The following is a 24,889-nucleotide window of genomic DNA, read 5'->3' as shown; positions in this document are numbered from 1 at the left end:
CTCGCCCGCCCCAAAGATCGAGCACTAGCCTCCGATTGGATCCAGCATCAGCGGCGCATGGCGATCGACTAGCGTCGCGCTTGCGGTGTTGAGCCCGATCACCTCGACCTCGCGCCCGTGGCGGCGGAGCTTATCAACGACGGTTTCGAGTGCGCCGACTGCGGTGACGTCCCAGAGGTGTGCATTGGTCAGGTCGATGCGGACGGCGCGAGCCGTCTCGCGCAGATCGAAGCGATCGGCGAAGATGTCGGCGCTCGCGAAGAAGATCTGCCCGCTTACCCGGTAGATACGCGTGTCGCTTGCCACGTCGTGCTCGATCGCGACGTCCATCAACCGCGTCACCTTCCACGCGAAAAACACGCCGCTGAGCAGCACGCCGACGCCGACGCCGAGCGACAGGTCGTGCGTCGCGACCGTGACGACGACGGTCGCGACCATCACCACGCTCGACGTCTTGGGGTGCCGCGCGAGGTCGCGGAGCGAGCCCCAGGAGAACGTGCTGATCGACACCATGATCATGATCGCGACCAGCGCCGCGACCGGCACCTGCGCAACCCACGGCCGCAGCGGGACCATGACGATCAGCAGGAACACGCCTGCGACCATCGTCGAGAGTCGCCCGGTGCCGCCATAGCGGACGTTGCCGACGGTCTGGCCGATCATCCCGCAGCCGGCGATGCCGCCGAACGCGCCCGCGGCGATGTTGGCGAGGCCGAGCCCGGTGCACTCGCGCGTTTTCGAACTGGTCGTTTCGGTGAGTTCGTCGACCACGTTGGCGGTCATCATCGATTCGAGCAGGCCGACCGCGGCCATCGCGAAAGCATAGGGGGCGACGATCCGCAGCGTGTCCCAGGTCAGGGGCACGTGCGGAAGACCGAACGACGGCAGCGAGTCCGGCAGGCGGCCGAGATCGCCGACGGTCTTCAGCGGCATCGGGAACCACATCGCGATCGCGGTGAGGACGACGATGCAGATCAGCGGCGACGGGATCGCGCTGGAAATCCGCGGCACGAGATAGATGATCGCGAGACCGCCGGCGATCATCGCATAGGCCTGCCAACTGACGCCGACCATCTGCGGCACCTGCGCGGAGAAGATCAGGATCGCCAGCGCGTTGACGAACCCGGCATGAACCGATTTCGAGACGAACCGCATCAATATGTCGAGCTTGGCGAGCCCGAACGCGATCTGGAGTGCGCCGGCGAGCATTGTCGCAACAAGCAGATATTGCAGGCCGTGCGCGTGGACGAGCGCGGCGGCAACGAGCGCGACGGAGCCGGCTGCGCCTGAAATCATCGCGGGGCGGCCGCCAGCGAACGCGATGACGATGCCGATCACGAACGAGGCGAACAGGCCGACTTCGGGATCGATACCGGCGACGAACGAGAAGGCGATGACCTCGGGGATCAGCGCGAAGGTGCCGACCATGCCGGCGAGAACGTCGCGGCGCGCAGCCGTCGGGCCGTTGAACCATTCGGCCCGGTAACGAGAAAGTGATGTCATGTTGGTATCCGCATAGGACGCGAGAACCGCGGCGGTTGCGCGGGCGGTTCGGTATCAAGGCGTCGGTGCGTTGTCCGGCGGATCGGCGGCCGGAATAGCCACCCGGAATTGCACCGGGTCCAGGGCGAATGGGGGTCCGTTAGCGGCGAGTGAGCCTTGATGCAACATTCGGCCCATAAACCCTGCCCGCCATCCTGACGAAAGTCAGGATCCAGAGTTACGAAGCGTGCCTCTGGGTCCTGACTTTCGTCAGGATGACGGGGGGGGCAGGATGACGGAGAAAACAGGAATGGGTCAGGTGAACAAATCCACCACCTCGGCCCCCTCGCCCACCGCTCGCAACAACAGCGTCCGGTGGCAGTGACACGGATCGCGCTCGTAACACAGCAGCGCGCTCGGCTTGTCGGCCGCCAGCCCGAGCATGATCGCTGCGGCCGCCTGCGCCTCGGGAAGTTCGAGCTGTTCGTCATAGACCGCAGTCAGCGTCGCGACGTCGCCCTTCTTGGCCGCATCGCGCCCACGCTTCGGCGTTCCCAGCGCTTTTAAGTGCACGTAATCGATCTCAACCCCGCGTAGCGACGCGGCGAGCGAGGACTTCGAAAAACCAGGTCGTCGCGACAAAGGCAGAGCGCGGACGTCGATCACCCGTTCCACCCCCGCCGTCTTCAGCGCGCTGAGGAAATCGGCCATCGTTGTGGCTTCGTAGCCGATCGTGAAGATTTTCGTGGGGTTCGTCATCCAGGCGAAGTGGGGCTGCCCCGCTGGCACGACAACCGCTGACATGACAGCCGTCGCGCGCTATCTGACCTGAATGACCCACGATATCCATGTCATCGGCGGCGGGCTCGCCGGTTCCGAAGCCGCCTGGCAACTCGCCGAAGCCGGCCTCAAGGTCCGCCTTTCCGAAATGCGCGGCAGCGGTGAAGAGACCCCTGCACACCAGACCGACGGCCTTGCCGAACTCGTCTGCTCGAACAGTTTTCGCTCGGACGACGCGGAGAGCAACGCGGTTGGCCTGCTTCATCAGGAACTCCGTACGCTCGGTTCGCTGATCATGCGGCAGGCGGACATCCACCGCGTCCCCGCCGGCTCCGCGCTCGCCGTCGACCGCGACAATTTTTCGGCCAGCGTCACGGAAGCGATCGACCAGCATGCGAACATCACGCTGGTCCGCGAACGCATCGACGCGCTTCCGGACGGCCCGACGATCATCGCCACCGGTCCGCTCACCGCCGCGTCGCTCGCCGCCGGGATTGGTGCCGAGACCGGCCGCGAGGCGCTCGCCTTCTTCGATGCGCTGGCACCGATCGTCCACCGCGACTCGATCGACATGGACACCGCGTGGTTCGCGTCGCGCTGGGACAAGGGAGAGGGCAAGGATTACATCAACTGCCCGATGGACAAGGACCAGTATCTTGCCTTCCACCAGGGCCTGATCGATGGCGAAAAGACCCCGTTCAAGGACTGGGAGAAGGACACGCCCTATTTCGACGGCTGCATGCCGATCGAGGTGATGGCGGAGCGCGGCGTCGATACGCTGCGCTACGGGCCGATGAAGCCGGTCGGCCTCGACAATCCCAAGACCGGGCGCTGGCCGCACGCCGTCGTCCAGCTTCGCCAGGACAACGCGCAGGGCACGTTGTGGAACATCGTCGGCTTCCAGACCAAGATGAAGCACGCCGATCAGGTCCGCCTGTTCCGCACCATTCCCGGCCTGGAGAACGCCGAGTTCGCGCGGCTGGGCGGACTGCATCGCAACACGTTCATTCGCTCGCCCGAACTGCTCGACGAAACGCTGCGGCTGAAGTCGCGCCCGAACATCCGGTTCGCCGGCCAGATCACCGGCTGCGAGGGCTATATCGAGAGCTGCGGGATCGGGATGCTCGCGGGGCTGTTCGCGGCGGCGGAACTCACCGGCAAGACGCTGACGCCGCCGCCCTATGCGACGGCGCTCGGTGCGCTGCTCGGCCACATTACCGGCGGTGCCGAGGTAGAGACGTATCAGCCGATGAACGTGAACTTTGGCCTGTTTCCGCCAATCCCCGGCCGGACCAAGAAGACCGATCGCAAGCGGATGTACACCAATCGCGGCCGCACGGCGCTTGCAGAGTGGCTCAACTCTCCTCGGCAGCAGCCTGAACCGGTGGACAATTCACCCGAGCTGGCCCCTTCCGCTTGACCGCGGTCGTGGCAAATTCGGGCGCGGTCATCGTGCCCGATTTGTCACGGTCCGCGTCGGCGAACTTGGTCGTCGCCTTTACCGCCCACTCGTCGAACGAGAGCTTGCCGTCGCCGTCCACATCCAACCGCGCGTAAGCCTTGCGCCGCTGGATAAGGTATTCCTTGCGCGTGATCTTGGCGTCGCGATCCTTGTCGTAGCGATCGAACCGCTTCTGCTCGCGCGTCTTGTCCGTCGCTTCGGGTGCGGCATCGGGTAGCGGAACGTTGGGGACGGACGTGCCGTTGGCCTGTGCTATCGGTTGCGATGGCAAAACCGGTCTAGGTCGCGCGTTCCCGCTGAAGAACATGAACCCGGCAACGATCAATGCGATCACCGCCGTTCCGCCTGCTACATACCGCCACATCGCCACCGCCCCCATCGCCCAGCCGGTACGCTACGCGTCGCTTGCGACAATCCCCATCCGATTGATCAGTATCCGGTCAATCTATGCCAGGCCAAGCGCCCGACGCGCTTCGGGCTGCCCGGCGGCGGTGGCGATGCGGACACGTGGAACCGCGCCGCGAGTGCCAAGGCGCCAAGCGTGCGAGCCTCCCTCGGCCAGCGGCCACGCAAGGCGGCGTCGAGCGCTTCGACGGCCCTCGTGCGCGCCAATGTGCGGCTAGACGCGTCGCGCAATTGCCGTGAAAGGTCTGCCATCGCCCAGCCCTCGCCCGCCAACCCGATCCGCGCATCGCTTGTCGACAACAATATGCCGGCCAATTCAAACAACCGCCGCCCCCGATCGCGCGCGAACTGCTCCAAGGCCTGGGCGTCCAGCACCGGCTCGAGCAGAGCCTCCCAGCCATCGGTCATCCCCGCCAGCATGGCGCCGGAGATACCCCTCGGCAGTACGGAAGCTTGAAGCGCGGTCAATACCGGTTCGGCGGGCGCACGCGCGACATCGAGCTTACCCAACGCCTCATACCACCAAGTCAAACGCATCTGTCCGACCAACAACTCACGCGTCGTCCTCAGAATGCCACCCAGCGTATCGTCAAGCGCGAACAACGCTTCCAGCGCAGGGCGCGCGGCGAAGTCGGCGTAGCTGAACGCCAATATTCGATCGGGATCAGGTCGGGTCATGCGCCAGCGATAGCGTGCCGCCCCTCGTCCCGCATCCCCCGCGTTCGGCCCACGCAACGGTAACTGCGATGGCAACCTTCGGAATGCACACGCTGCGCAGCGCGTTCGTGTGCACCGTTCGCCAGCGCTATACGCAAGCTCTCGCGCTGGTTGCCGGTCCCACGGCCGGCGCTTGCGCGACCTGAGCGCACCGGCCGGTTGTTCCGACCGGTGCGTCGTCCTTACTTGTAGGTAACCTTCTTGGCCGCAGCGACGACCTTGTCGACGTTGACCAGCATCAGCTTTTCGAGGTTCGCCGCATAGGGCATCGGCACGTCTTCGTTGGCGACGCGGAGCACCGGTGCGTCGAGGTCGTCGAAGCCGTGTTCCATCACCACCGACACGATCTCCGACGCGATCGAGCAGGTCGCCCAATTCTCTTCGACGATGATCATGCGGTTGGTCTTGGCGAGGCTCTTCAGCACCGTCTCGGTGTCGAGCGGGCGCAGCGTGCGCAGGTCGATGACCTCCGCGTCGATGCCTTCCTCAGCAAGCTTCTCGGCGGCTTCGAGGCTGATGCCGACGCCGATCGAGTAGCTGACGATCGTGACATCCTTGCCCTCGCGGACGATCCGCGCCTTGCCGATCGGCAGGACGTGGTTGTCGAGCTTGGGGACGTCGAAGCTGCGGCCGTACATCAGCTCGTTCTCAAGGAACACGACCGGATCCTCGGTGCGGATCGCGGCCTTGAGCAGGCCCTTCGCGTCTGCCGCGTCATAGGGCGCGATCACGATCAGGCCGGGGACGCTCGCATACCACGCCGCGAAATTGTGCGAGTGCTGCGCACCCACGCGCGACGCGGCGCCGTTGGGACCGCGGAACACGATCGGGCAGCGCATCTGGCCACCCGACATGTAGTTGGTCTTGGCCGCCGAGTTGATGATGTGGTCGATCGCCTGCAACGCGAAGTTGAAGGTCATGAACTCGACGATCGGGCGCAAGCCCCCCATCGCTGCGCCCGCGCCGATGCCGGCAAAGCCGTATTCGGTGATCGGCGTGTCGATCACGCGACGGTCGCCGAACTCGTCGAGCAGCCCCTGCGTGACCTTGTACGCGCCCTGATACTGCGCGACTTCCTCGCCCATCACGAAGACGCGGTCGTCCTCGCGCATTTCCTCGGCCATCGCGTCGCGCAGGGCTTCGCGGACGGTCGTCTTGACCATCTCGGTGCCCTCGGGGATCGCGGGGTCGGAGATGCCGACCTTTTCCGCCGATGCGACGAGCTGCTGCGTGCCGCTCTCGGCCTTGGCGGGCGAAGCGCCTTCGGGGACCGGCGGCGCCTTGTCGTCCGACGGCGTTTCCTTCGGCGCGGCGTTGGCCGCATCGCCGGAGCGTGCTTCCGTGGGCTTCTGGTCGCTTGCGCTCTCGCCCTCTTCGAGGATCGTCGCGATGACGGTGCCGACCTTCACGTTGTCGGTGCCTTCAGCGACGGCGATCGAACCGATCGTACCTTCGTCGATCGCCTCGAACTCCATCGTCGCCTTGTCGGTCTCGATCTCGGCGAGGATGTCGCCCGACTTGACGCTATCGCCTTCCTTGACGAGCCACTTGGCCAGCGTGCCCTCTTCCATCGTCGGGGAGAGCGCGGGCATCTTGATCTCGATCGCCATCAGTACTTCTCCACCAGAACGTCGGTGTAGAGCTCGGCAGCATCCGGCTCCGGGGTCTGCTCGGCGAAATCGGCGGCTTCGTTCACGATTTTCCTGATTTCCTGTTCAAGGGACTTGAGGTCCGCCTCGGTCACGCCCTGCGCGTCGAGCAGCTTCTTCATGTGATCGATCGGATCGGACTTGTCGCGAACCGCCTGGACCTCGTCACGCGTGCGGTACTTGGCCGGATCGGACATCGAGTGGCCACGATAGCGATAGGTCTTCATCTCGAGGATGACCGGACCCTTGCCCGCGCGGACCCACGCCAGCGCTTCCTCGGCGGCACCGCGGCAGGCGAGCACGTCCATGCCGTCGACCTGGATACCGGGAATGCGGAAGCTCTCGCCGCGGCGATACAGCTGGTCTTCGGCGGAGGCGCGGTTGACGCTGGTGCCCATCGCGTACTGGTTGTTCTCGATCACGAAGATGATCGGGAGCTTCCACAGCTCGGCCATGTTGAAGCTCTCGTACACCTGGCCCTGGTTCGCGGCGCCGTCGCCGAAATAGGCCATGCAGATGCCGCCGTCGTTCGAGTATTTATGCTTAAACGCGAGGCCGGTGCCGAGCGACACCTGCGCACCGACGATGCCGTGGCCGCCGTAGAATTTATGCTCGGTCGAGAACATGTGCATCGATCCGCCCTTGCCCTTCGAGATCCCCGAATTGCGCCCGGTCAGCTCGGCCATGATCACCTTCGGGTCGATCCCGTAGGCGAGCATGTGGCCGTGATCGCGGTAGCCGGTGATCACCGAATCGGTCTCGCCGTTGAGCGCGGACTGCAGGCCGACGGCGACGGCTTCCTGGCCGATGTAGAGATGGCAGAAGCCACCGATCAGGCCCAAGCCATAGAGCTGGCCCGCTTTTTCCTCGAAACGGCGGATCAGCAGCATCTGCCGATACATTTCGAGCAGTTCGTCCTTCGACGCCTCGTACGGCTTTGGTTCGGCCGGTCGTTCGCGGTTCGTAATCGGCGGTTCGGCGATTGCGCGTGCTGGTGGGGGGGTCTTGGCCACGATGTGGGAAACCTCGTTTTCCGTAGGGGAGTTGAGGGAGCCTATAGGCGCGGACGGGGCGGAACATCAATTCCCGTCTGGGGTATGTGGGTTTGCGGGGTATGGGATAGGGTCCGCTCCCACCCGTTGCCCTTCCGAAAAGGCCACCACCCCGGCGAAGGCCGGGGCCCAGTTGGGAAGCCGCAGTAACGACGCGCAGTTCTCAGTTAGCGACGTTCCCCAACTGGGCCCCGGCCTTCGCCGGGGTGGTGCTGAGGTAACGGAGGAGTGGTGGCGGCAACACCGATGCCAAGCACGTCAGCCCCCGCTTCCTTGTTCGCCCGCGAAGGCGGGAGCCCAGTCTGGGTCCCCGCCTTCGCGGGGAAGCAAGCTTTCTTCGGTTGGGCATCCTCGGCCAGGCCACTATTCCCAGCCCAAGCAAAGCTCCGGTTGCCCTGCCCGTTCACCCAAGCCTAAAGCCAACCGCAATGGCCACCATCGCAGACCCCCACCAGCATCCCTTACGGATCGCCAATTTCCGCGCCTATTGGCTGTCCCGCTTCACCGGCACGATCGCGGTCAGTGCGATGTCGATCGTGATCGGGTGGCAGGTCTACAATATCGCTCGCGAGACGATGGATATCCGCCAGGCGGCCTTCATGCTCGGCATGATCGGGTTCGCACAGTTCGTGCCGTTGTTCCTGCTGACCCCGATCACCGGCCTCGTCGCGGACAGCTTCGACCGGCGCTGGATCGTCAGAGGAACAACCACGCTGCTGGTCCTTACCGCTGCGACACTGTGGCTCCTGACATGGACGGGCCACCTCACGCTCGGCGTGTTGTTCGTGGCCGCGGTAGCCTTCGGCGTCGCGCGAGCCTTCTCAGGGCCCGCCTACTCTGCCCTCGCCCCCAACCTCGTTCCCCGCGCCGTTCTCCCGACCGCGATAGCAATAAGCTCGATCGCGTGGCAGGTCGGCACGATTGCGGGCCCTAGCGTTGGCGGCCTCCTCTACGCGATCCACCCGGAGGTCGCCTACGGCGTCGCGACGATCCTGTTTGTCGTCGCCCTGCTCTTCATGATCCTGATCGGCCCGGTCCCGCAACCCGCTTCGCAGCCCGACCATCGCCCGCTCGCCCGTATCATCGAGGGCTTCAGCTATGTCCGCCGCAACCGGCTGGTGCTCGCGACGATCACGCTCGACCTGTTCGCAGTGCTGCTTGCAGGCGCGACGTCGCTGCTGCCGGTCTATGCGCGCGACATCCTCCATGTCGGCTCGCAGGGGCTGGGGGTGCTCGCGGCGGGCATGGGGATCGGGGCAGCGGTGACGGCGATCTGGTTCTCGTTCCGGCCGATGAGCACCAATGTCGGCGTGAAGATGCTCGCGGCCGTCGTCGTCTTCGGCCTTGCGATCCTAACCTTCGGCGTCGCCACGCCGATCGTGACCCTGCTCGGCATCGCGCCCGGTACGATCGGCGGCATCTCCGTCCAGCCCGCATTCGTCCTCAGCCTCGTCGCGCTGATCGTCGCGGGCGGCGCGGATATGATCTCGGTCTATGTCCGCCAGTCCCTGATCCAGCTCCACACCCCCGACGCCATGCGCGGCCGCGTCAGCGCGGTGTCGCAGCTCACCATCTCTGCCTCGAACGAACTCGGCGAATTCGAGAGCGGCGTGATGGCGTCGCTGCTCGGTCCGGTCGGTGCAGTGGTGTTCGGCGGCGTCGGTGCTATTGCGATCACGATCGGCTGGGCGCGACTGTTCCCGGAACTAGGCCGCGCGAAAACCTTTGATCCCCCAGAGATCCTAGAGACCGAACCCGAACACGGAGAAGCCAAGCCATGAAGGCCAACTCGATCCTCGATACGATCGGCAACACGCCGCACGTCCGCCTGTCGAAGCTGTTCCCCGAATCCGAAGTCTGGGTGAAATCCGAGCGCTCGAACCCCGGCGGGTCGATCAAGGACCGCATCGCGCTCGCGATGATCGAGGCGGCGGAGAAGGATGGACACCTCCAGCCCGGCGGCACGATCATCGAGCCGACCAGCGGCAACACCGGCATCGGCCTCGCGCTCGTTGCCGCAGTGAAGGGGTACAAGATCGTCCTCGTCATGCCCGAGAGCATGTCGATCGAACGCCGTCGCCTGATGCTCGCCTACGGCGCGACGTTCGACCTGACCCCGCGCGAGAAGGGCATGAAGGGCGCGATCGAGCGTGCCAAGGAACTCGTCGAGCAGACACCCGGTTCATGGATGCCGCAGCAGTTCGAAAACCCTGCTAACATAGCCGTGCATGTCGCTACGACCGCACAGGAAATCCTCGCCGACTTCCGCGATACGCCGATCGACGTCATCATCACCGGCGTCGGCACCGGCGGCCACATCACCGGCGTCGCCGAGGCGCTGAAGAAGGAATGGCCGTCGCTCAAGGTCTACGCGGTCGAGCCCGCCGCCTCGCCGGTCATCGCCGGTGGCCAGCCCGGCCCGCACCCGATCCAGGGCATCGGTGCCGGATTCATTCCCGTCAATCTGCACACGCAGGCGCTCGACGGCGTGATCGAGGTCGACGCCGCTGTGGCGAAGGACATGGCCCGTCGCTCTGCGAGCGAAGAGGGCATGCTGGTCGGTATCAGCTCGGGCGCGACGCTCGCAGCGATCCTCCAGAAGCTCCCCGATCTGCCTGACAATGTTCGGGTTCTCGGTTTCAACTACGACACCGGCGAGCGCTATCTGTCGGTCCCGGACTTCCTGCCCGAACAGTGACAGTGTCAACCTCCGCCGCGTCCCCCGGGCGCGGCACCACGATCCTGAACGGCGTTCTCGTCGCGATCGCCGCTTGCGCGGTGGTCGGGCCCGCGCTGGTCGTCGCCAACCCGCCGGTGATCCGGCAGGCGCCCAAGCGGATCGCGCTGCCCGCCGGCCGCGTCGTGCCGAAAGCCGAGGTTCCGCAGGTCGAGCCCGTCAAGTTCGTCGACCTGAGCATGGACGATGCACGGGCGTTCAATGCGGCCGTGCCGTTCTCGACCGCGCCAAACCCCGCGGCACGCCCGTTCCGGTTCGAGGGTGGCCCGGAAGATCTCGCGCGCGCGACCGACTGCATGGCGGCGGGCATCATCTACGAGGCGGGCGACGACACGCTCGGCGAACGCGCGGTCGCGCAGGTCGTGCTGAACCGGCTGCGCCACCCCGCCTTTCCCAAGACGGTGTGCGGCGTGGTGTTCGAGGGGCAGGACCGCGCGACCGGCTGCCAGTTCAGCTTCAGCTGCGACGGTGCGATCACCCGCTGGCATCCGACATCGGATGCATGGCGGCGAGCGCGCGAGGTCGCCACCGCAGCACTTGCCGGGGCGGTGTTCAAGCCGGTCGGCTACGCCACGCATTATCATACCGACTGGGTGGTGCCGTATTGGCAGTCGAGCCTCGACAAGGTCGCCGCGGTGCACACGCATCTGTTCTTCCGCTGGACCGGCTGGTGGGGCACGCCAGCCGCGTTCGGCCGCCATCCCGAGACGGTCGAGCCGGTGATTGCGCAACTCGCAGGGCTGTCGGACGCGCACGGCCTCGGTATCGCGCTGGCGGTGGCAGACGACGCGAACGCGTCGCTCGCCGCGATGTCGCTCAATACCCGCGGGCTAGCGCCGCTGCCGGCCGATCCGAACAGCTTCCTCACGACGATCGACCCTCACCAGCCGCCCGAGAGTTTCCAGGCACTGGCGCTGAAGGCGTGTGGCGACCGACCGCGCTGCAAGGTGATGGGCTGGAGCGAGCCGGGTTCGATGGGCTTTGCGCTGCCGCTCAACGACGAACAGATCGCCGCGCTGTCGTTCAGCTATCTGCGCGATCGTGACGCGGGCGTCGAGAAGACCCTGTGGAACTGCGCGGAGTTTCCGCGGAAGGTGCCAGCGCAGTGCATGAAGCGACAGGTGATGCGGGCAACGCCCGTGGCGGCCGCGACCGTTGCTCCGGCGGAAACGCCGACGGTCACCGTCGTTCCCGAACTCAATGGGGTGAGGCGGAAGCCGGGTGCGGTAGCTTCACCGCCGATGCCCGCGCCGACACCCGCAGCCAGCGTACCGAAACAGTAGCGGCGTAGCGGACGGATCTCCAATTCCCCCTCGCTGAAAGGGGGTTGGGGGTGGGCTAATCAGCTCAGGTCGAGAGGGTCGGATCCGCAGAATCCGACCCTCTCCCTGCCCCACTCTTCCAGGGAGGGGATCACGCCGATCAGGCCGCCATGAACATCTCGGGCGGCAGCGCCATCAGCGACTCCGCACCACCCTCGATCTTGCGACGCAGTGCGCCTGCATCCGGCAGGATCCGCTCAGCATAGAAGCGCGCGGTCACCAGCTTGGCGTCGAGGAACGCAGCCTCGCCCTCGCCCGCCGCCTTCAGCTTGGTCGCGGCGACCGCCATCCGCAGCCACATCGTACCGACCGCTACGATCCCCATCAGGTGCATGTAGCTGACCGCGCCCGCGCCGACGTTCTCGGGGTTCTTCATGCCGTTCGCCATGAACCACATCGTCGCCGCCTGAAGCTGGCCGTTCGCCTTCTCCAGCGCTTCGGCAAACGACGCCGTCGCTGGATCAGCCTTCGCCGCGGCGACGTCGTCCGCCACCAGCTTGAAGAACGCCTGGATCCCGCGACCACCGTTCTGCGCGAGCTTGCGGCCGACCAGATCCATCGCCTGGACGCCGTTGGTGCCCTCGTAGATCATCGCGATCCGCGCATCGCGGACATACTGCTCCATGCCCCATTCGGCGATATAGCCGTGGCCACCGTAAACCTGCTGCGCGTTGGTCGCGATCGCATAGCCCATGTCGGTGCCATAGCCCTTGATGACCGGGGTCAGCAGGCTGATGATGTCGCCCGCGAGCTGCCGCTCTTCCTCGGTTTCGGCATGATGCTCGAGATCGGCCTGGAGCGCGGTCCACAGGATCAGCGCGCGCAGGCCCTCGGTCAGCGACTTGCCCTCCATCAGCATGCGGCGGATGTCGGGATGGACGAACAGCGTGTCCGCCTTCTCCTGCGGCTCCTTCGGCCCGGTCAGCGCGCGGCCCTGGCGACGATCCTGCGCGTACTGGACGGCATTCTGGTAGGCGACTTCCGCAACGCCGAGACCTTGGAGGCCGACGCCGAGACGCGCGGCGTTCATCATGATGAACATCGCGGCGAGGCCCTTCATCTCCTCGCCGACGAGCCAGCCGGTCGCCGAATCATAGTTCATCACGCAGGTCGAGTTCGCGTGGATGCCCATCTTGTGCTCGATCGAGCCGCAGGTGACGCCGTTGCGCGCACCCAACGAGCCGTCTTCCTCGACGAGGAACTTCGGCACGACGAACAGCGAGATGCCCTTCGAGCTGTCCGGCGCGCCCGGCGTCTTGGCCAGGACGAGGTGGATGATGTTCTCGGTCAGGTCATGCTCACCGCTCGAAATGAAGATCTTCGTGCCGGTGATCGCGTACGAGCCGTCCGCCTGCGGCTCGGCCTTGGTGCGGATCAGGCCAAGATCGGTGCCGCACTGCGGCTCGGTCAGGTTCATCGTCCCGCCCCATTCGCCCGACACCATCTTCGGCACGTACATCGCCTTCTGCGCGTCCGAGCCCTTGGCGATCAGCGCGGCGATCGCGCCGTGCGTCAGGCCAGGATACATCGCGAACGCCATGTTCGACGAGATCATGTATTCCTGGAACGCGGTCGACACGACGTGCGGCATACCCTGCCCGCCATATTCGGGCTGGTTGCCGAGCGTCGCCCAGCCGCTCTCGACATACTGCTTGTACGCTTCCTTGAAGCCATCCGGCGTCGTCACCGAGCCGTCCTCATGCCGCGTGCAGCCCTGCTGGTCGCCTGACAGGTTGAGCGGAAACAGCACTTCCGCGACGAACTTGCCGCCTTCTTCGAGCACGGCGTCGACGACGTCGGGCGAGGCCGCATCGAAGCCGGGGAGGTTATTGTAGCGATCGAGGCCGACGACATGCTCGAGGACGAAACGCGTGTCGCGGACGGGGGGCGTATACTGGGGCATGGTTTATCCTTGGTTGTCCTGGGCGCGGCTCACTTCGAGGAGGGCCACGAAACTGGTGAGTTCGTCGATGGCGAGATCGATGTCGCGCTTCTGCGCGGTCAGCAGCGCGATCCGCGCCTGGCTCCGCTCGATCACGACCTGGCGCTGCGCGCGGCGACCGTCGCCGAGATCGTAGAGATCGATCATCTCGCGGATCTCGCCGAGGCTGAACCCGACGCGCTTGCCGCGCAGGATCCAGGCTAGGCGCGCACGGTCGCGGTGCGAATAGATACGCTGCGTGCCGCGACGCTCGGGCGCGATCAGGCCCTCGTCCTCGTAGAAGCGGAGTGCGCGCGCGGTCACGTCGAACTCGGCGGAAAGGTCGGAGATCGTGAAGCTTTCACGATCATGCCGCGGCTCGATCACCGCGTAGGACTGCGGGGTCGCCTGCAATCGAGGGGATGCTTGTGTCGCCATCCCCGGAGAAATAACTCTCGTTTACGTCAACGTCAATTGCCGCAAAGCAACTTTCCCTTCGTCGACCGTAGCGTTGCCGCCTCCGATCGCGAATCGCTGAGGCGGTCTACGGTCAGTGCCGCGAGCGACGCGCGGCCAGTACAGAGGGACTCGCAGGCTTCGGGGACTTCGGCGGGAAACACGATCCGATCGCCGTCGAAGCGTGCGTCGAACTTGCACGTGCCGAACGCGAGCTTGAGTGCATCGCCTGCTCGCTCGACGGTTCCCGACGCGGCGCACGCCTGATCCTCGCCATAGTCGACGCTGACCCCGATCTGGGCAGTCTTTGCCGTACCGACCACGCAGACGCGGTCCGTATCGCGCGCCCACGATCCTTGCAGCGGCGCATTCGGGTCGGGCACGATCCCCGCCGTCTCCGCCGCAGCCTCGAGCCGAGCCCCCGCGCTGTCTGCCACCGCAGTCGTCGGCTCCCGCCCACACCCGCCGAGCATCAGCGCGAGCAGCAACGCCCGCTTCATTCGGCCGGCACCAGTCTGCCCCCTTCGATCCGCCGGAAGAAGCACGTCCGCTCGCCGGTATGGCACGCTGGCCCCGCCGCATCGACGATCACCCACACCGCATCCTGATCGCAATCGATCCGAAGTTCGGCGACGCGCAGCACGTTCCCCGACGTCTCGCCCTTCTTCCAGAGCTTTTCCCGACTGCGCGACCAGAAATGCGCCTCGCCGGTCGCCTGCGTTTCCGCGAGCGCCTCCGCATTCATGTGCGCGACCATCAGTACGTCGCCCGATACGCGATCGGTGACGACCGCGGTCAGGAGCCCGGCGGAATCGAATTTCGGATCGAGCGTCAGGCCCGTGTCGCGGCTGTGTGTCATGCCCCGGATATACCCGAAACCCGCCCCGATGCGACCAGCAGCGCGCAATGTTATTACAAACAGGCGACAAGCCGGCGATCCGCTCGTATAGGGCAGCTTCCGCACGACGTGAGAACCGGCATGCTGACGACAAACCCTTATGATGACGACAAACTCCGCGAAGAATGCGGGGTGTTTGGCGTTTCGGCCACCGATGGCGCAGCCGCGCTCGTAGCCCTGGGGCTGCACGCGTTGCAGCACCGCGGCCAGGAAGCCGCTGGCATCACGACCTTCGATGGCGCGCATTTCCATACGCACCGGGCGATGGGTCACGTCGCCGGGAACTTCGACCGCGACGACGTGATCCGGTCGCTGCCGGGCACCGTAGCCTGCGGGCACGTCCGCTATTCCACGACCGGCGAGACCGCGCTGCGCAACGTCCAGCCGCTCTATGCCGAGCTGTCGACCGGCGGCTTCGCGATTGCGCATAACGGCAATATCTCCAACGCGATGCGGTTGCGGCGCGAGCTCGTTCGCCGCGGTTCGATCTTCCAGTCGACCAGCGATACCGAGACGATCATCCATCTCGTCGCGACCTCGAACTATCGCACGCTGCTCGACCGCTTCATCGATGCGCTGAAGCAGATCGAGGGTGCGTATTCGCTGATCGTGATGACGCCGGAGGGCATGATCGCCTGCCGCGATCCGCTGGGCATCCGGCCGCTCGTCATGGGCAAGCTGGGCGACGCGGTGATCTTCGCCTCCGAGACGGTCGCGCTCGATGTCGTCGGTGCCACCTTCGTCCGCGCGATCGAGCCGGGCGAACTGGTCATCGTCCAAGGCTCCGAGATCCGCTCGATCCGCCCGTTCGCACCGATGGCGGCGCGGCCGTGCATCTTCGAATGGGTGTATTTCTCGCGCCCCGACTCGATCGTCGACGATCACTCGATCTATTCGGTCCGGAAAGCGATCGGTGCGCAGCTCGCGATCGAATCGCCGGTCGATGCCGATCTCGTCATCCCGGTCCCCGATTCGGGCACGCCGGCCGCGATCGGCTATGCCCAGCAATCGGGCATCCCGTTCGAGCTCGGCATCATCCGCTCGCATTATGTCGGGCGCACGTTCATCTCGCCCGGCGACAAGGTCCGCCATCTCGGCGTGAAGCTGAAGCACAACGCCAATCGCGCGCTGATCAAGGGCAAGCGGGTCATCCTCGTCGACGATTCGATCGTCCGCGGCACGACCTCGCTCAAGATCGTCGAGATGATGCGCGAGGCAGGCGCGGCCGAAGTCCATATGCGGATCGCCAGCCCGCCGACCCGGCATTCGTGCTTCTACGGCGTCGATACGCCCGAGCGCGAGAAGCTGCTCGCGGCCAAGCTCGATCTCGGCGGCATGACCGGCTTCATTCACGCCGACAGCCTGAACTTCATCTCGATCGACGGCCTCTACAAGGCGCTTGGCGAGGCGAAGCGCGCGGATGTCCGTCCGAAATATTGCGATGCGTGCTTCACCGGCGACTATCCGACGACGCTGACCGACCATGACGAAGGCTCGGAAGTCGACCAGTTCGCGATGCTCGCCGAACGCGTCATCTGATACTCGCGGAGCTGATATGACGGACAAGCCTCTCGACGGCCGGCTGGCCTTGGTCACCGGTGCCAGCCGCGGCATCGGCGCCGCAACCGCGATCGCGCTGGCGGCGAAGGGCGCGCATGTCGTCCTGACGGCGCGCACGCCCGGTGGTCTCGAAGAGGTCGAGGCGAAGATCCACGCGGCTGGCGGCTCGGCGACGATCGCGCCTCTCGATCTTGCCGAGAGCGAAGCCATCGCGCGCTTGGCGACCGCGATCGGTGACCGCTGGGATGCGCTCGACGTACTCGTATTGAACGCAGGCATGCTCGGCTCGCTCTCGTCGGTGCCGGCGATCGATCCGAAGGAAATGGCGCAGGTCCTGACGCTCAACGTCAGCGCGCAGGCAGCCATGATCGCTGCGTTCGACACGATGCTGAAGAAGGCCAAGTCGGCTCGCGTGATCGGCGTGACGTCCAGCGTAGGCCGCAAACCCCGCGCGTACTGGGGCCTCTACGGCGCTTCAAAGGCGGCATTCGAGACGCTGCTCGGTGCGTATGGCGACGAGATGGCCGAGATCAGCGCCATCCGCACCGCGATCGTCGACCCTGGCGCGACGCGGACCAAGATGCGTGCGCGGGCGTATCCGGGCGAGGACCCGAACTCGGTCAAGGAACCGGCAGTTGTGGCAGATCGCATCGTCACGCTGGCAATCGAAGGCTTCGAACCCGGCCACTTCGAGCGGGTAGCCTAACCGTTCTCCTGCGAACGCAGGAGCCCAGGGTCACAATCGCCACCGCCCGTTACCCTGGGTTCCTGCGTGCGCAGGAAAACGTTAGCGCTTCACCAGCGTAACCTGCGCGACATCGATCCCGCCGCCGAGAAACCCGCCCTCGCAATACATCAGATAGTAGCGCCACAACGCTACGAACCGCGCATCGAACCGCGCCGGCAACCGCCCTTCCGCAACCGCGGCATCGAACGCGACCCGCCACCGTCGCAACGTCTCTGCATAGTGCAGCCCGAACCCGCGCCGATCTTCCCACGCCAGCCCACGCGCCTCGGCCAGCGCGCGAAACCGCGGCTCCGACAACAGCATCCCGCCCGGAAACACGTAGCGCTGGATGAAGTCGACACTTCGCGAATAGGAGTCGAAGATCGCATCATCGATCGAGATATACTGCAACGCCGCGCGCGCGCCCGGCTTCAACGCGCGCGCGATCGCGTCGAGATACACCGGCCAGTATTCCTCGCCGACCGCCTCGACCATCTCGATGCTCGCCACCGCATCATAGGTCCCGGTGACGTCGCGGTAATCGGTCAGCGCCACGCGCACGCCGTCGAGCCCCGCTGCGCTGATCCGGTCGTCGACCTGCCGCTTCTGCTCGGTCGACAGCGTCAGCGCGTGCACGCCGACCCCCGCGCGCGCCGCCATCTCAGCGAACGATCCCCAACCGCACCCGATCTCCAGGATCGTATCGCCAGCCCGCGCCCCGGTCCGGTCGAGGATCGCACGCAGCTTGGTCGCCTGCGCCGCCTCATGCGGTTCGGCGTCGTCGAACGGCTCGGCAAAGATCGCGCTCGAATAGGTCAGGCTCGGGTCAAGCCACGTCTCGTAGAAGTCGTTGCCGAGATCGTAATGCGCCGCGATGTTCTTGCGCGAACCGGTCGGATCGTTCCGCCGCATCCGGTGCCACGCCCGCGCAACCAGCCGCACGACGCCCCCCGACCGCGCCGAACTCCCGAGCGAGCGCCGGTTGCGCATGAACAGGTCGAACAGCGGCATTGGATCGGGGCTCGACCAGTCGCCTGCCGCCCAACCCTCGTACCAGCCGACCGAACCCGCGGTCGCGAGCCGGACCAGCGCGCGCCAGCGGTGCACGGTCACGATGGGTAAAGGCCCCGGAGCCCGACCGCCGATCAGCCGCCGCGTGCCGTCGGGCAAGTGCGCGTCTATGCCGCCGCTCTCCAGCCCTGCGTCTATCCGGTCGAGCAAACGGTGAAACACCGGCGCGACGAGGCGCGCGACAGTGGAACCTTGCGCGGTGGGCACATCATCGAAAGCGGGAACGGCAGTCATCGCGGCGCTCCATGCAACAGGGGGGCGAGCGAGGAAAGAGGCTGGCGTCGAACAGGCTCCGGTTGGGGCGGCCCATCGACCAGCCATTGCCCTCAACCGTCATCCTGACGAAAGTCAGGACCCAGAGTTACGGGCGTCGACGTTTACGGCTCTGGGTCCTGACTTTCGTCAGGATGACGGGGGTTGTGACGGCGGCAACGGCTTACCGCGCGTGCCGGCCAGCCTCGAGTGCGCGCTCGCGGCCTTCGCGATGGCCGACGATCTTCGGCGGATACGCCTTCGGGCGGCAGCCCGACTCGTCGGGATCATGGATCGCTTCGCCGGTCACCTGCGCCAGTTCCGGAACCCACTCGCGGATATAGTCCCCCGCATCGAACTTCTCGGACTGTGTTAGCGGCGCCATGATCCGCCCGAACATGTTCGAATCCACCCCGGTCCCCGCCACCCACTGCCAGTTCACCGAATTGTTCCCGTAATCCGCATCGACCAGGCAGTCCCAGAACCAGCGCTCCCCCTCGCGCCAGTCGATCAGCAGATGCTTCACCAGGAAGCTGGCCGTGATCATCCGCACGCGGTTGTGCATCCAGCCGGTCGCCCAAAGCTGGCGCATCCCGGCATCGACGATCGGATAGCCCGTCTTGCCCTCCTGCCATGTCTTCAGGTCCGCCTCGGCCTCCTTGCCCGACCGCCAAGGCAGCTTGTCGAATTTGGGCCGCCCGTTCGTATCGCCGTAATCCGGCATCGTCAGCACGACACCATCGGTGAAATCGCGCCACGCCAGTTCCTTGCGGAACGTCGTCGCGTCGCCGTGACCATCGACGGCATGCCACACCGTACGTGGCGAGATTTCGCCGAAATGCAGGTGCGGGGATAGGCGCGAGGTGCCCTCGATCGACGGCATGTTGCGATCGACATCATACGCCTCGACGATCGGCGCCATCGCCTTCGCATTTTGCAACGCCTGCGCCTCGCCCGGCGTCCAGTCGCCGAACCCGGTCGACCAGTCCGGCTTGGTCGGCAGGAGATCCCAGTCCGCCAGTGTCTCGGTTCTTGGCCATTTCGACGGCGCCGGGATCGTTCGCGGCGCAGGCTCGGGATCGCCCGGCGGCATCATCTGGTTCAGCGCCTTCCAGAACGAGGAATACACCTTGAACTGCCCGCCGGACCCCGTTTTCACATCCTCGACGCGCGCGAGGTGGTTGCCGTCGTGCAGGCACAGCCGGTCACCGAGCGCCGCCTCGGCCTTGCGCCACCAAGGCTCGTAGTGCCGGATCGCATGGACCTGCTCAGCACCAGTCTCCTCCATCAGCGCCGTTAGCACCGCGACCGCATCGCCGCGTCGCATTATCAACTTCGATTCCTTGTCCGCCAACGACTTGCTGAACGAATCGAGTGTGTGGTGCAACCACCACCGCTGCGCGCCGCCCATCTTCCATTTACCCGGCGCGTCGTCGTCGAGCACATAGACCGGGATCACCGGCCCGGCATGCGCGGCGGCGATCAGCGCGGGGTGATCGTGAAGGCGGAGGTCCTGGCGCAGCCAGAGAAGAACAGGTGTCGTCATCGCATCCCCAACGCAGCAACCCGCGATCCAGCATCACGCCGCTGCGAAAGTTTCCCCCAGCGTCACGATTGCCGCCACGTGTCGCTCGGCGATAGCCAGCGCATCGTCGCCGTAGCCCCCGCCGACCGTACTCGCGAGCGGCACCCCACGCGCAATCGCAAGGCTAGCGACGAGCCGTTCCCGCCGCGCCAGGCCCTCCAGGGTCAGCGCCAACCGCCCGAGCCGATCGCCCTCGAACGGATCCACCCCCGCTTGATACAGGATCAACTCGGGCCGGAACTCGTCGAGCAAAGGCACCAAGGTCGCCTCCAGCGTCGCCAGATACGCCTCGTCGCCGACCTTGTCCGGCAACGGCACGTCCAGCGTCGAACGAGCCTTCCGCACCGGGAAATTCTTCTCAGCATGGATCGAATAGGTCGCGATCTCCGGCCGCCCCGCGAGCAACGCCGCAGTCCCGTCGCCCTGATGCACATCGCAATCGACGACGAGCACGCGCGCCACCCGCCCCTCGTCGATCAGGCGCGCCGCCGCCACTGCGAGGTCGTTGAACACGCAAAACCCCGCACCGGTATTCGCCAGCGCATGATGGCTCCCGCCCGCGGTGTTCGCCGCAAACCCATGCTCCAGCGCGAGGCAAGCCGCCAACCACGTCCCGTGCGGCACGATCGCCGCCCTCGACGCCACCGCCGCCGTCACCGGAAACCCGATCCGCCGCTCTTTCTCCTTCGGCACCTGCGCACGGAGCACTTCGGCGACGTAGTCCTCGTCATGCACCGTCTCCAGCCATGCGGTCGGGGTCGCCTCGGCGCGGTGCCAAGCGACCGTATCGCCTTTTTCGAGCAGCAGGTCGCGGATCAGCCCGTTCTTGTTCCAGCGATAGGTCGAGCGCGCCGGCGCTGGGGTGACATAGTCGGGATGGTGGACGACGTGGATCATGCTCCATAGGTAGGAGCGCGCCTGCCGATCCCCAAGTTGCCCGAGCCCCAAGCCCCTGCGTTGCGGAGACTATTTTGACCCACGTTTCAACCCTGCCCTACCGCCCGTGCGCCGGAATCATGCTGATCAACGCGGACGGCCGGATCTTCGTCGGCCAGCGCAACGACTCGCCACTGGAGGCATGGCAAATGCCGCAGGGCGGGATCGACCCCGGCGAGGACGCCGAAGCCGCCGCGTTGCGCGAGCTCGGCGAGGAAACCGGCGTCATGCCGGACAAGGTCGAGCTGATCGCGGAAGCGCCCGGCGAGTTCGTCTACGACCTCCCCCCCGAACTGCTCGGCAAAGTGTGGAAGGGCAAATGGCGCGGCCAGACTCAGCGCTGGTTCCTGTACCGGTTCCACGGCACCGACGCCGACGTGAACATCGCCACCGGCCACCAGGAATTCCGCGCGTGGCGCTGGAGCGACCCCGCCGACCTGCCGCGGCTGATCGTGCCGTTCAAGAAGGCGCTCTACGAACAGGTACTCGCCGCCTTCGCGCCACATCTCGGCGCATAACCACATCGTTCCGCAGTTCCCATCACGCCGCGCTGCCGTTACGGAATCCGGCGTGCGCCGCTTAACCTGTCTTGCCCTCGCCCCGCTGTTGCTCGCCAACGCGCCCGATCCGACGTCGGTGATGATCCCGGAGACGATCCGGGCGATGCTCGACGCCGCGCTGGAATCGGGTAACGAGGCGGACGTCAACACGGTCGCCAAATACGCGCGCGCCGCCGACCCGCTCAGCGGAGACGCGGTGCTGGCGGTTGCCGAGAAATGGAAGGCCGACCGCGCGGCGCAACGCACGCAGGTGATCCGTCAGGCCAGCTTCCTCGACCTGTGGAGCGGCAGGGCTGAAATCGGCGGCTATCTGACGACCGGCAATTCCGACACGGCGGGCGGTACCGCAGTGCTCGATCTAACCCGCGAAGGCCTCCGCTGGCGCCAGAAACTGCATGTCCAGGCGGACTACCAATCGAACCTCAACATCACGACCCGCGAGCATTACCTCGCCTCGTACGAGCCCAACTACAAGATCGACGAGCGCGCCTATATCTACGGCGTCGCGCAGTATGAAGGCGATCGGTTCCTCGGCTATTTCAACCGCTATTCGACCTCGGTCGGCGCCGGTTACAGCGTGCTCAAGACCGCCGGGACCAAGCTCGACCTCGAACTCGGGCCGGCCTATCGCTACACCGAGTTCACCGACAATACCGAGCAGAGCAGCCTGGCCGCGCGTGGCACTGCGAACTTCAGCGTCCGGATCCTCAGCGGGCTGTCGGTCAGCCAAGTCGCGTCCGCGTATGTCCAGCGCTATAACAGCACGCTGAGCGGCACGACGTCGCTCAACGCCAAGCTGATCGGACCGCTGTCCGCCGCGCTGTCGTACAGCGTCCAGTATGAAAGCGAACCGCCACTCGGCTCGGTGTCGACCGACACCACCAGCCGCGCATCGCTGGTCTACAGCTTCTGACGGTGTTCCCACATGCGCCCGGCCTCGCTAGGGTCGCGCGATGAGGGGACTTTCAACGATCGAGCGCGACGCCGTCGAAACGGCGCGCGCGACACCGATGCTGACGCAGGTCGAGGCCTGGGCGGCGGTGAACAGCGGCACGCGCAATCTGGTGGGCTTGGCGACGATGGCGGGGCTGCTGGGGGATGCATTCGCGCATTTGCCCGGCGCGATCACGCTGGTCGAGCCGATTCCGGTCGACAGCGTCGCATCCGATGGGATTGTATCGTCGATCGGGCATGGCAAGCACCTGCATCTGGTCGTCCGGCCGGACGCGCCGGTGCGCATGCTGTTCACAGGGCACATGGATACCGTGTATCCGGTCGATCACGCGTTCCAGTCGCTGCGGTGGCACGACGACGGCAGCCTCAACGGGCCCGGTGTCGCCGATATGAAGGGCGGGCTGGCCGTGATGCTCGCGGCGCTGACCGCAGTCGAGGCCACGCCGTTGGCCGCGCAGATCGGCTATGACGTTGTCATAAACTCGGACGAGGAAACCGGCTCGTTCTCGTCCGCCGCGCTTCTGGCCAGTGCCGCACGGGGCAAGATCGCGGCGCTCACCTACGAACCCGCGCTCGCCGACGGCACGCTCGCAGGCGCACGCGGCGGCACCGGCAATTTCTCGATCATCGTCCGCGGGCGCAGTGCACATGCTGGTCGCAACCCCGACGATGGCCGCAACGCTGTGGTCGCCGCCGCCGATATCGCGGTGCGCCTGTCAAAGGTCCGCGGGCCGCGCCTGGCGGTGAACCCTGCGCGGATCGAAGGCGGCGGCCCGAACAACGTCGTTCCCGACCTCGCCATCCTCCGCATCAATTTCCGCCCCGCGACGCTCGACGAGATTACGCGCGCCCAATCGCATATCGACTCCACAGTCGCGATGGTGGCCGCCGAGCATGACGTAAAGATCGAGGTTCATGGCGGCTTCAATCGCCCACCGAAACCGATCGACGCGGGCGCCGCGCGACTGTTCGATCTGGTGAAGGCGTCCGGCGGCGATCTAGGGCTCGACATCGCGTGGAAGGCAACCGGTGGGGTGTGTGACGGCAACAACATCGCTGCGGCGGGCGTACCGGTGGTCGACACGATGGGCGTGCGTGGCGGCGCGATCCATTCGACCGACGAGTTCATGATCCCCGACAGCCTCGCCGAGCGCGCGGCGCTGTCAGCCGTCACCATATTGCGTATCGCGGAGGGCCGTTTGTGAGCTTCAGGATCCGGGCTGCGGTCGACGACGATCTCCAGCATCTCTACGAAATGGCGAAGCTCACGGGCGGCGGCTTCACCAATTTGCCGCCCGACCGTCGCGCGCTGACCGCCAAGCTCGAGCGCAGCCATGCCGCGTTCGCGCGCATCGATGGCCCGGTCCAGGACGAGCTGTTCGTGCTGGTACTCGAGAATGTCGCGACCAAGGAGGTCCGCGGCACCTGCCAGATTTTCACCCAGGTCGGCCAGAGCTACCCGTTCTACAGCTACCGGATCGGCCAGCTGACGCAGCACAGCCGCGAGCTGAACCGCACGTTCCGCGCCGACATGCTGTCGCTCGCCACCGATCTCGAGGGCGCGAGCGAGGTCGGCGGGCTGTTCCTCCACCCCGGCGAACGTGCCGGCGGTCTTGGCCTGCTGCTCGCGCGCAGCCGCTATCTGTTCATCAAGATGCACCGCGCGCGCTTCGCCGACCGGATCCTCGCCGAACTGCGCGGCGTGATCGACGAAGCGGGCGGCTCGCCGTTCTGGGACGGTCTCGCCGGGCGGTTCTTCGGGATGAATTTTCAGGACGCGGATCAGTTCAACGCGATCAACGGCCACCAGTTCATCGCCGACCTGATGCCCAAGCACCCGATCTATACCGCGATGCTCACCGAAAGCGCGCGCGCCGCGATCGGTCTTCCCCACCCCTCGGGTCGTGCGGCGATGCGCATGCTCGAGAACGAGGGCTTCGCATTCGAGAATTATGTCGACATCTTCGACGGTGGCCCGACCATGACCGCGCGTACCGACCGGGTCCGCACCATCGCCGATGCGCGTGAAAGCCGCGTGGCCGCAATCGGCTGCGACGCCGGCACGCAGGCGCTCGTCGCAACCGGTGAGCTCGCGCGCTTTCGCGCGGCATTCGGTGACGTTCGCGATGGTGAAAACGGGATCACGGTGGCGAAGGACTGTGCCGACGCGCTCGAAATCGCCGAGGGCGACACGGTTCTCCACGTCGATCGCATCTGAGGCGTTAAGCTCTTTTTCGTCGGGTTAATTTACAGATAACCCGAGATGGCGGAAATGCGTGAGTCGCGAGCGGAGTTTTCCACTGTTTGTAAGTCTACGTTCTGTTCTCCCAACGCAGCATAGCCGCGTCGGCGAGGGCTGATTG

Annotated in this window: 23 protein-coding genes and 1 other annotated feature; of the genes, 10 read left to right on the top strand and 13 right to left on the bottom strand. The window is 65.8% G+C overall.

Going from position 1 to position 24,889, the window contains the following annotated elements; all coding sequences use genetic code 11:
* Nucleotides 1-24: 24 nt before the first annotated feature.
* Together O6Y00_RS11330 and O6Y00_RS11325 are read right to left on the bottom strand one after the other, a co-directional pair.
* Complete coding sequence (locus O6Y00_RS11330) at nucleotides 25-1,503, bottom strand: SulP family inorganic anion transporter (protein WP_353442721.1); 1,479 nt, start codon at nucleotides 1,501-1,503, stop codon at nucleotides 25-27.
* A 68-nt stretch (nucleotides 1,504-1,571) separates the two neighbouring features.
* Nucleotides 1,572-1,627 (bottom strand) — a sequence feature (sul1 is cis-regulatory element that is thought to sense ions involved in sulfur or methionine metabolism; They are found in Alphaproteobacteria).
* 170 nt (nucleotides 1,628-1,797) lie between these two features.
* Entirely contained in the window at nucleotides 1,798-2,241 is a 444-nt protein-coding gene (locus O6Y00_RS11325) for a DUF488 domain-containing protein (RefSeq protein ID WP_353442720.1), read from the bottom strand.
* A 73-nt stretch (nucleotides 2,242-2,314) separates the two neighbouring features.
* Between O6Y00_RS11325 and trmFO the strand changes: the two genes are divergently transcribed.
* Nucleotides 2,315-3,682 (top strand): methylenetetrahydrofolate--tRNA-(uracil(54)-C(5))-methyltransferase (FADH(2)-oxidizing) TrmFO, encoded by a 1,368-nt coding sequence (gene trmFO / locus O6Y00_RS11320; protein WP_353442718.1) that lies wholly within the window; start codon nucleotides 2,315-2,317, stop codon nucleotides 3,680-3,682.
* On the opposite strand, the gene O6Y00_RS11315 is transcribed toward trmFO, so the two are convergent.
* From O6Y00_RS11315 to pdhA, 4 genes are all read right to left on the bottom strand, one after another.
* Nucleotides 3,618-4,058, bottom strand: a complete 441-nt coding sequence (locus O6Y00_RS11315) for an EF-hand domain-containing protein (RefSeq protein ID WP_353442716.1) — start codon at nucleotides 4,056-4,058, stop codon at nucleotides 3,618-3,620. The genes trmFO and O6Y00_RS11315 overlap by 65 nt on opposite strands.
* A gap of 95 nt (nucleotides 4,059-4,153) precedes the next feature.
* Nucleotides 4,154-4,807 (bottom strand): hypothetical protein, encoded by a 654-nt coding sequence (locus tag O6Y00_RS11310; protein WP_353442715.1) that lies wholly within the window; start codon nucleotides 4,805-4,807, stop codon nucleotides 4,154-4,156.
* 221 nt (nucleotides 4,808-5,028) lie between these two features.
* Nucleotides 5,029-6,456: a pyruvate dehydrogenase complex E1 component subunit beta gene (locus tag O6Y00_RS11305; protein WP_353442714.1), complete on the bottom strand. Its 1,428-nt coding sequence runs from the start codon at nucleotides 6,454-6,456 to the stop codon at nucleotides 5,029-5,031.
* Nucleotides 6,456-7,508, bottom strand: coding sequence for a pyruvate dehydrogenase (acetyl-transferring) E1 component subunit alpha (gene pdhA, locus O6Y00_RS11300; RefSeq protein ID WP_056048766.1), 1,053 nt, complete (start codon nucleotides 7,506-7,508; stop codon nucleotides 6,456-6,458). Before pdhA ends, O6Y00_RS11305 begins: the two co-directional genes overlap by 1 nt.
* A gap of 467 nt (nucleotides 7,509-7,975) precedes the next feature.
* Between pdhA and O6Y00_RS11295 the strand changes: the two genes are divergently transcribed.
* From O6Y00_RS11295 to O6Y00_RS11285, 3 genes are read left to right on the top strand one after another with little or no spacing between them, the layout of a single operon-like run.
* Nucleotides 7,976-9,328 carry an MFS transporter gene (locus O6Y00_RS11295; protein WP_353442712.1) on the top strand — a complete coding sequence of 451 codons (1,353 nt, stop codon included), beginning with the start codon at nucleotides 7,976-7,978 and terminating at the stop codon, nucleotides 9,326-9,328.
* Nucleotides 9,325-10,245 carry a cysteine synthase A gene (cysK, locus tag O6Y00_RS11290; protein ID WP_353442711.1) on the top strand — a complete coding sequence of 307 codons (921 nt, stop codon included), beginning with the start codon at nucleotides 9,325-9,327 and terminating at the stop codon, nucleotides 10,243-10,245. Before O6Y00_RS11295 ends, cysK begins: the two co-directional genes overlap by 4 nt.
* Nucleotides 10,242-11,567 carry a cell wall hydrolase gene (locus tag O6Y00_RS11285; protein WP_353442709.1) on the top strand — a complete coding sequence of 442 codons (1,326 nt, stop codon included), beginning with the start codon at nucleotides 10,242-10,244 and terminating at the stop codon, nucleotides 11,565-11,567. Before cysK ends, O6Y00_RS11285 begins: the two co-directional genes overlap by 4 nt.
* A 139-nt stretch (nucleotides 11,568-11,706) precedes the next feature.
* On the opposite strand, the gene O6Y00_RS11280 is transcribed toward O6Y00_RS11285, so the two are convergent.
* The 4 genes from O6Y00_RS11280 to hisI are packed head-to-tail and all read right to left on the bottom strand — an operon-like array spanning nucleotide 11,707 to nucleotide 14,842.
* Nucleotides 11,707-13,509, bottom strand: a complete 1,803-nt coding sequence (locus O6Y00_RS11280; RefSeq protein WP_353442708.1) for an acyl-CoA dehydrogenase C-terminal domain-containing protein — start codon at nucleotides 13,507-13,509, stop codon at nucleotides 11,707-11,709.
* Between the two features lie 3 nt (nucleotides 13,510-13,512).
* Nucleotides 13,513-13,965, bottom strand: a complete 453-nt coding sequence (locus O6Y00_RS11275; protein WP_056049049.1) for a MerR family transcriptional regulator — start codon at nucleotides 13,963-13,965, stop codon at nucleotides 13,513-13,515.
* Between the two features lie 32 nt (nucleotides 13,966-13,997).
* The gene (locus O6Y00_RS11270; protein WP_353442707.1) at nucleotides 13,998-14,483 is read right to left on the bottom strand and encodes a hypothetical protein; all 486 of its coding nucleotides are present in this window, start codon (nucleotides 14,481-14,483) and stop codon (nucleotides 13,998-14,000) included.
* Nucleotides 14,480-14,842, bottom strand: coding sequence for a phosphoribosyl-AMP cyclohydrolase (gene hisI, locus O6Y00_RS11265; RefSeq protein ID WP_056058610.1), 363 nt, complete (start codon nucleotides 14,840-14,842; stop codon nucleotides 14,480-14,482). The genes O6Y00_RS11270 and hisI overlap by 4 nt, the downstream gene beginning before the upstream one ends.
* A gap of 120 nt (nucleotides 14,843-14,962) precedes the next feature.
* On the opposite strand from hisI, the gene purF reads away from it, so the two are divergent.
* Both purF and O6Y00_RS11255 read left to right on the top strand, forming a co-directional pair.
* On the top strand, nucleotides 14,963-16,420 hold the full coding sequence (purF, locus tag O6Y00_RS11260) for an amidophosphoribosyltransferase (protein ID WP_056058607.1): 1,458 nt from the start codon (nucleotides 14,963-14,965) through the stop codon (nucleotides 16,418-16,420).
* Between the two features lie 16 nt (nucleotides 16,421-16,436).
* Nucleotides 16,437-17,147, top strand: coding sequence for an SDR family NAD(P)-dependent oxidoreductase (locus O6Y00_RS11255; RefSeq protein WP_353442705.1), 711 nt, complete (start codon nucleotides 16,437-16,439; stop codon nucleotides 17,145-17,147).
* 81 nt (nucleotides 17,148-17,228) lie between these two features.
* On the opposite strand, the gene O6Y00_RS11250 is transcribed toward O6Y00_RS11255, so the two are convergent.
* The 3 genes from O6Y00_RS11250 to O6Y00_RS11240 form a co-directional block, all read right to left on the bottom strand.
* On the bottom strand, nucleotides 17,229-18,473 hold the full coding sequence (locus tag O6Y00_RS11250) for a cyclopropane-fatty-acyl-phospholipid synthase family protein (RefSeq protein WP_353442703.1): 1,245 nt from the start codon (nucleotides 18,471-18,473) through the stop codon (nucleotides 17,229-17,231).
* A gap of 202 nt (nucleotides 18,474-18,675) precedes the next feature.
* Nucleotides 18,676-20,037 carry a cryptochrome/photolyase family protein gene (locus O6Y00_RS11245; protein WP_353442702.1) on the bottom strand — a complete coding sequence of 454 codons (1,362 nt, stop codon included), beginning with the start codon at nucleotides 20,035-20,037 and terminating at the stop codon, nucleotides 18,676-18,678.
* A 33-nt stretch (nucleotides 20,038-20,070) separates the two neighbouring features.
* A complete protein-coding gene (locus O6Y00_RS11240; RefSeq protein WP_353442700.1) occupies nucleotides 20,071-20,973 on the bottom strand; it encodes a histone deacetylase family protein in 903 nt (300 codons plus the stop codon).
* Nucleotides 20,974-21,047: 74 nt separating this feature from the next.
* Here O6Y00_RS11240 and O6Y00_RS11235 point away from each other — a divergent pair, with 74 nt between their 5' ends.
* Genes O6Y00_RS11235 through O6Y00_RS11220 form a run of 4 tightly spaced genes read left to right on the top strand, consistent with a single transcriptional unit; the run spans nucleotide 21,048 to nucleotide 24,744 of the window.
* Nucleotides 21,048-21,530, top strand: a complete 483-nt coding sequence (locus tag O6Y00_RS11235; RefSeq protein WP_353442699.1) for an RNA pyrophosphohydrolase — start codon at nucleotides 21,048-21,050, stop codon at nucleotides 21,528-21,530.
* A gap of 52 nt (nucleotides 21,531-21,582) precedes the next feature.
* Entirely contained in the window at nucleotides 21,583-22,485 is a 903-nt protein-coding gene (locus tag O6Y00_RS11230; RefSeq protein ID WP_353442697.1) for a DUF481 domain-containing protein, read from the top strand.
* Nucleotides 22,486-22,525: 40 nt separating this feature from the next.
* The gene (locus O6Y00_RS11225) at nucleotides 22,526-23,731 is read left to right on the top strand and encodes a hydrolase (protein WP_353442696.1); all 1,206 of its coding nucleotides are present in this window, start codon (nucleotides 22,526-22,528) and stop codon (nucleotides 23,729-23,731) included.
* Complete coding sequence (locus O6Y00_RS11220) at nucleotides 23,728-24,744, top strand: arginine N-succinyltransferase (protein ID WP_353442695.1); 1,017 nt, start codon at nucleotides 23,728-23,730, stop codon at nucleotides 24,742-24,744. The genes O6Y00_RS11225 and O6Y00_RS11220 overlap by 4 nt, the downstream gene beginning before the upstream one ends.
* The last annotated feature ends 145 nt before the right edge of the window (nucleotides 24,745-24,889 follow it).

Origin of the sequence: Sphingomonas faeni (assembly GCF_040407565.1) — a bacterium.
In the GTDB taxonomy this organism is placed as follows: domain Bacteria; phylum Pseudomonadota; class Alphaproteobacteria; order Sphingomonadales; family Sphingomonadaceae; genus Sphingomonas; species Sphingomonas faeni_F.
This window is presented reverse-complemented; position numbering and strand designations above follow the sequence as displayed.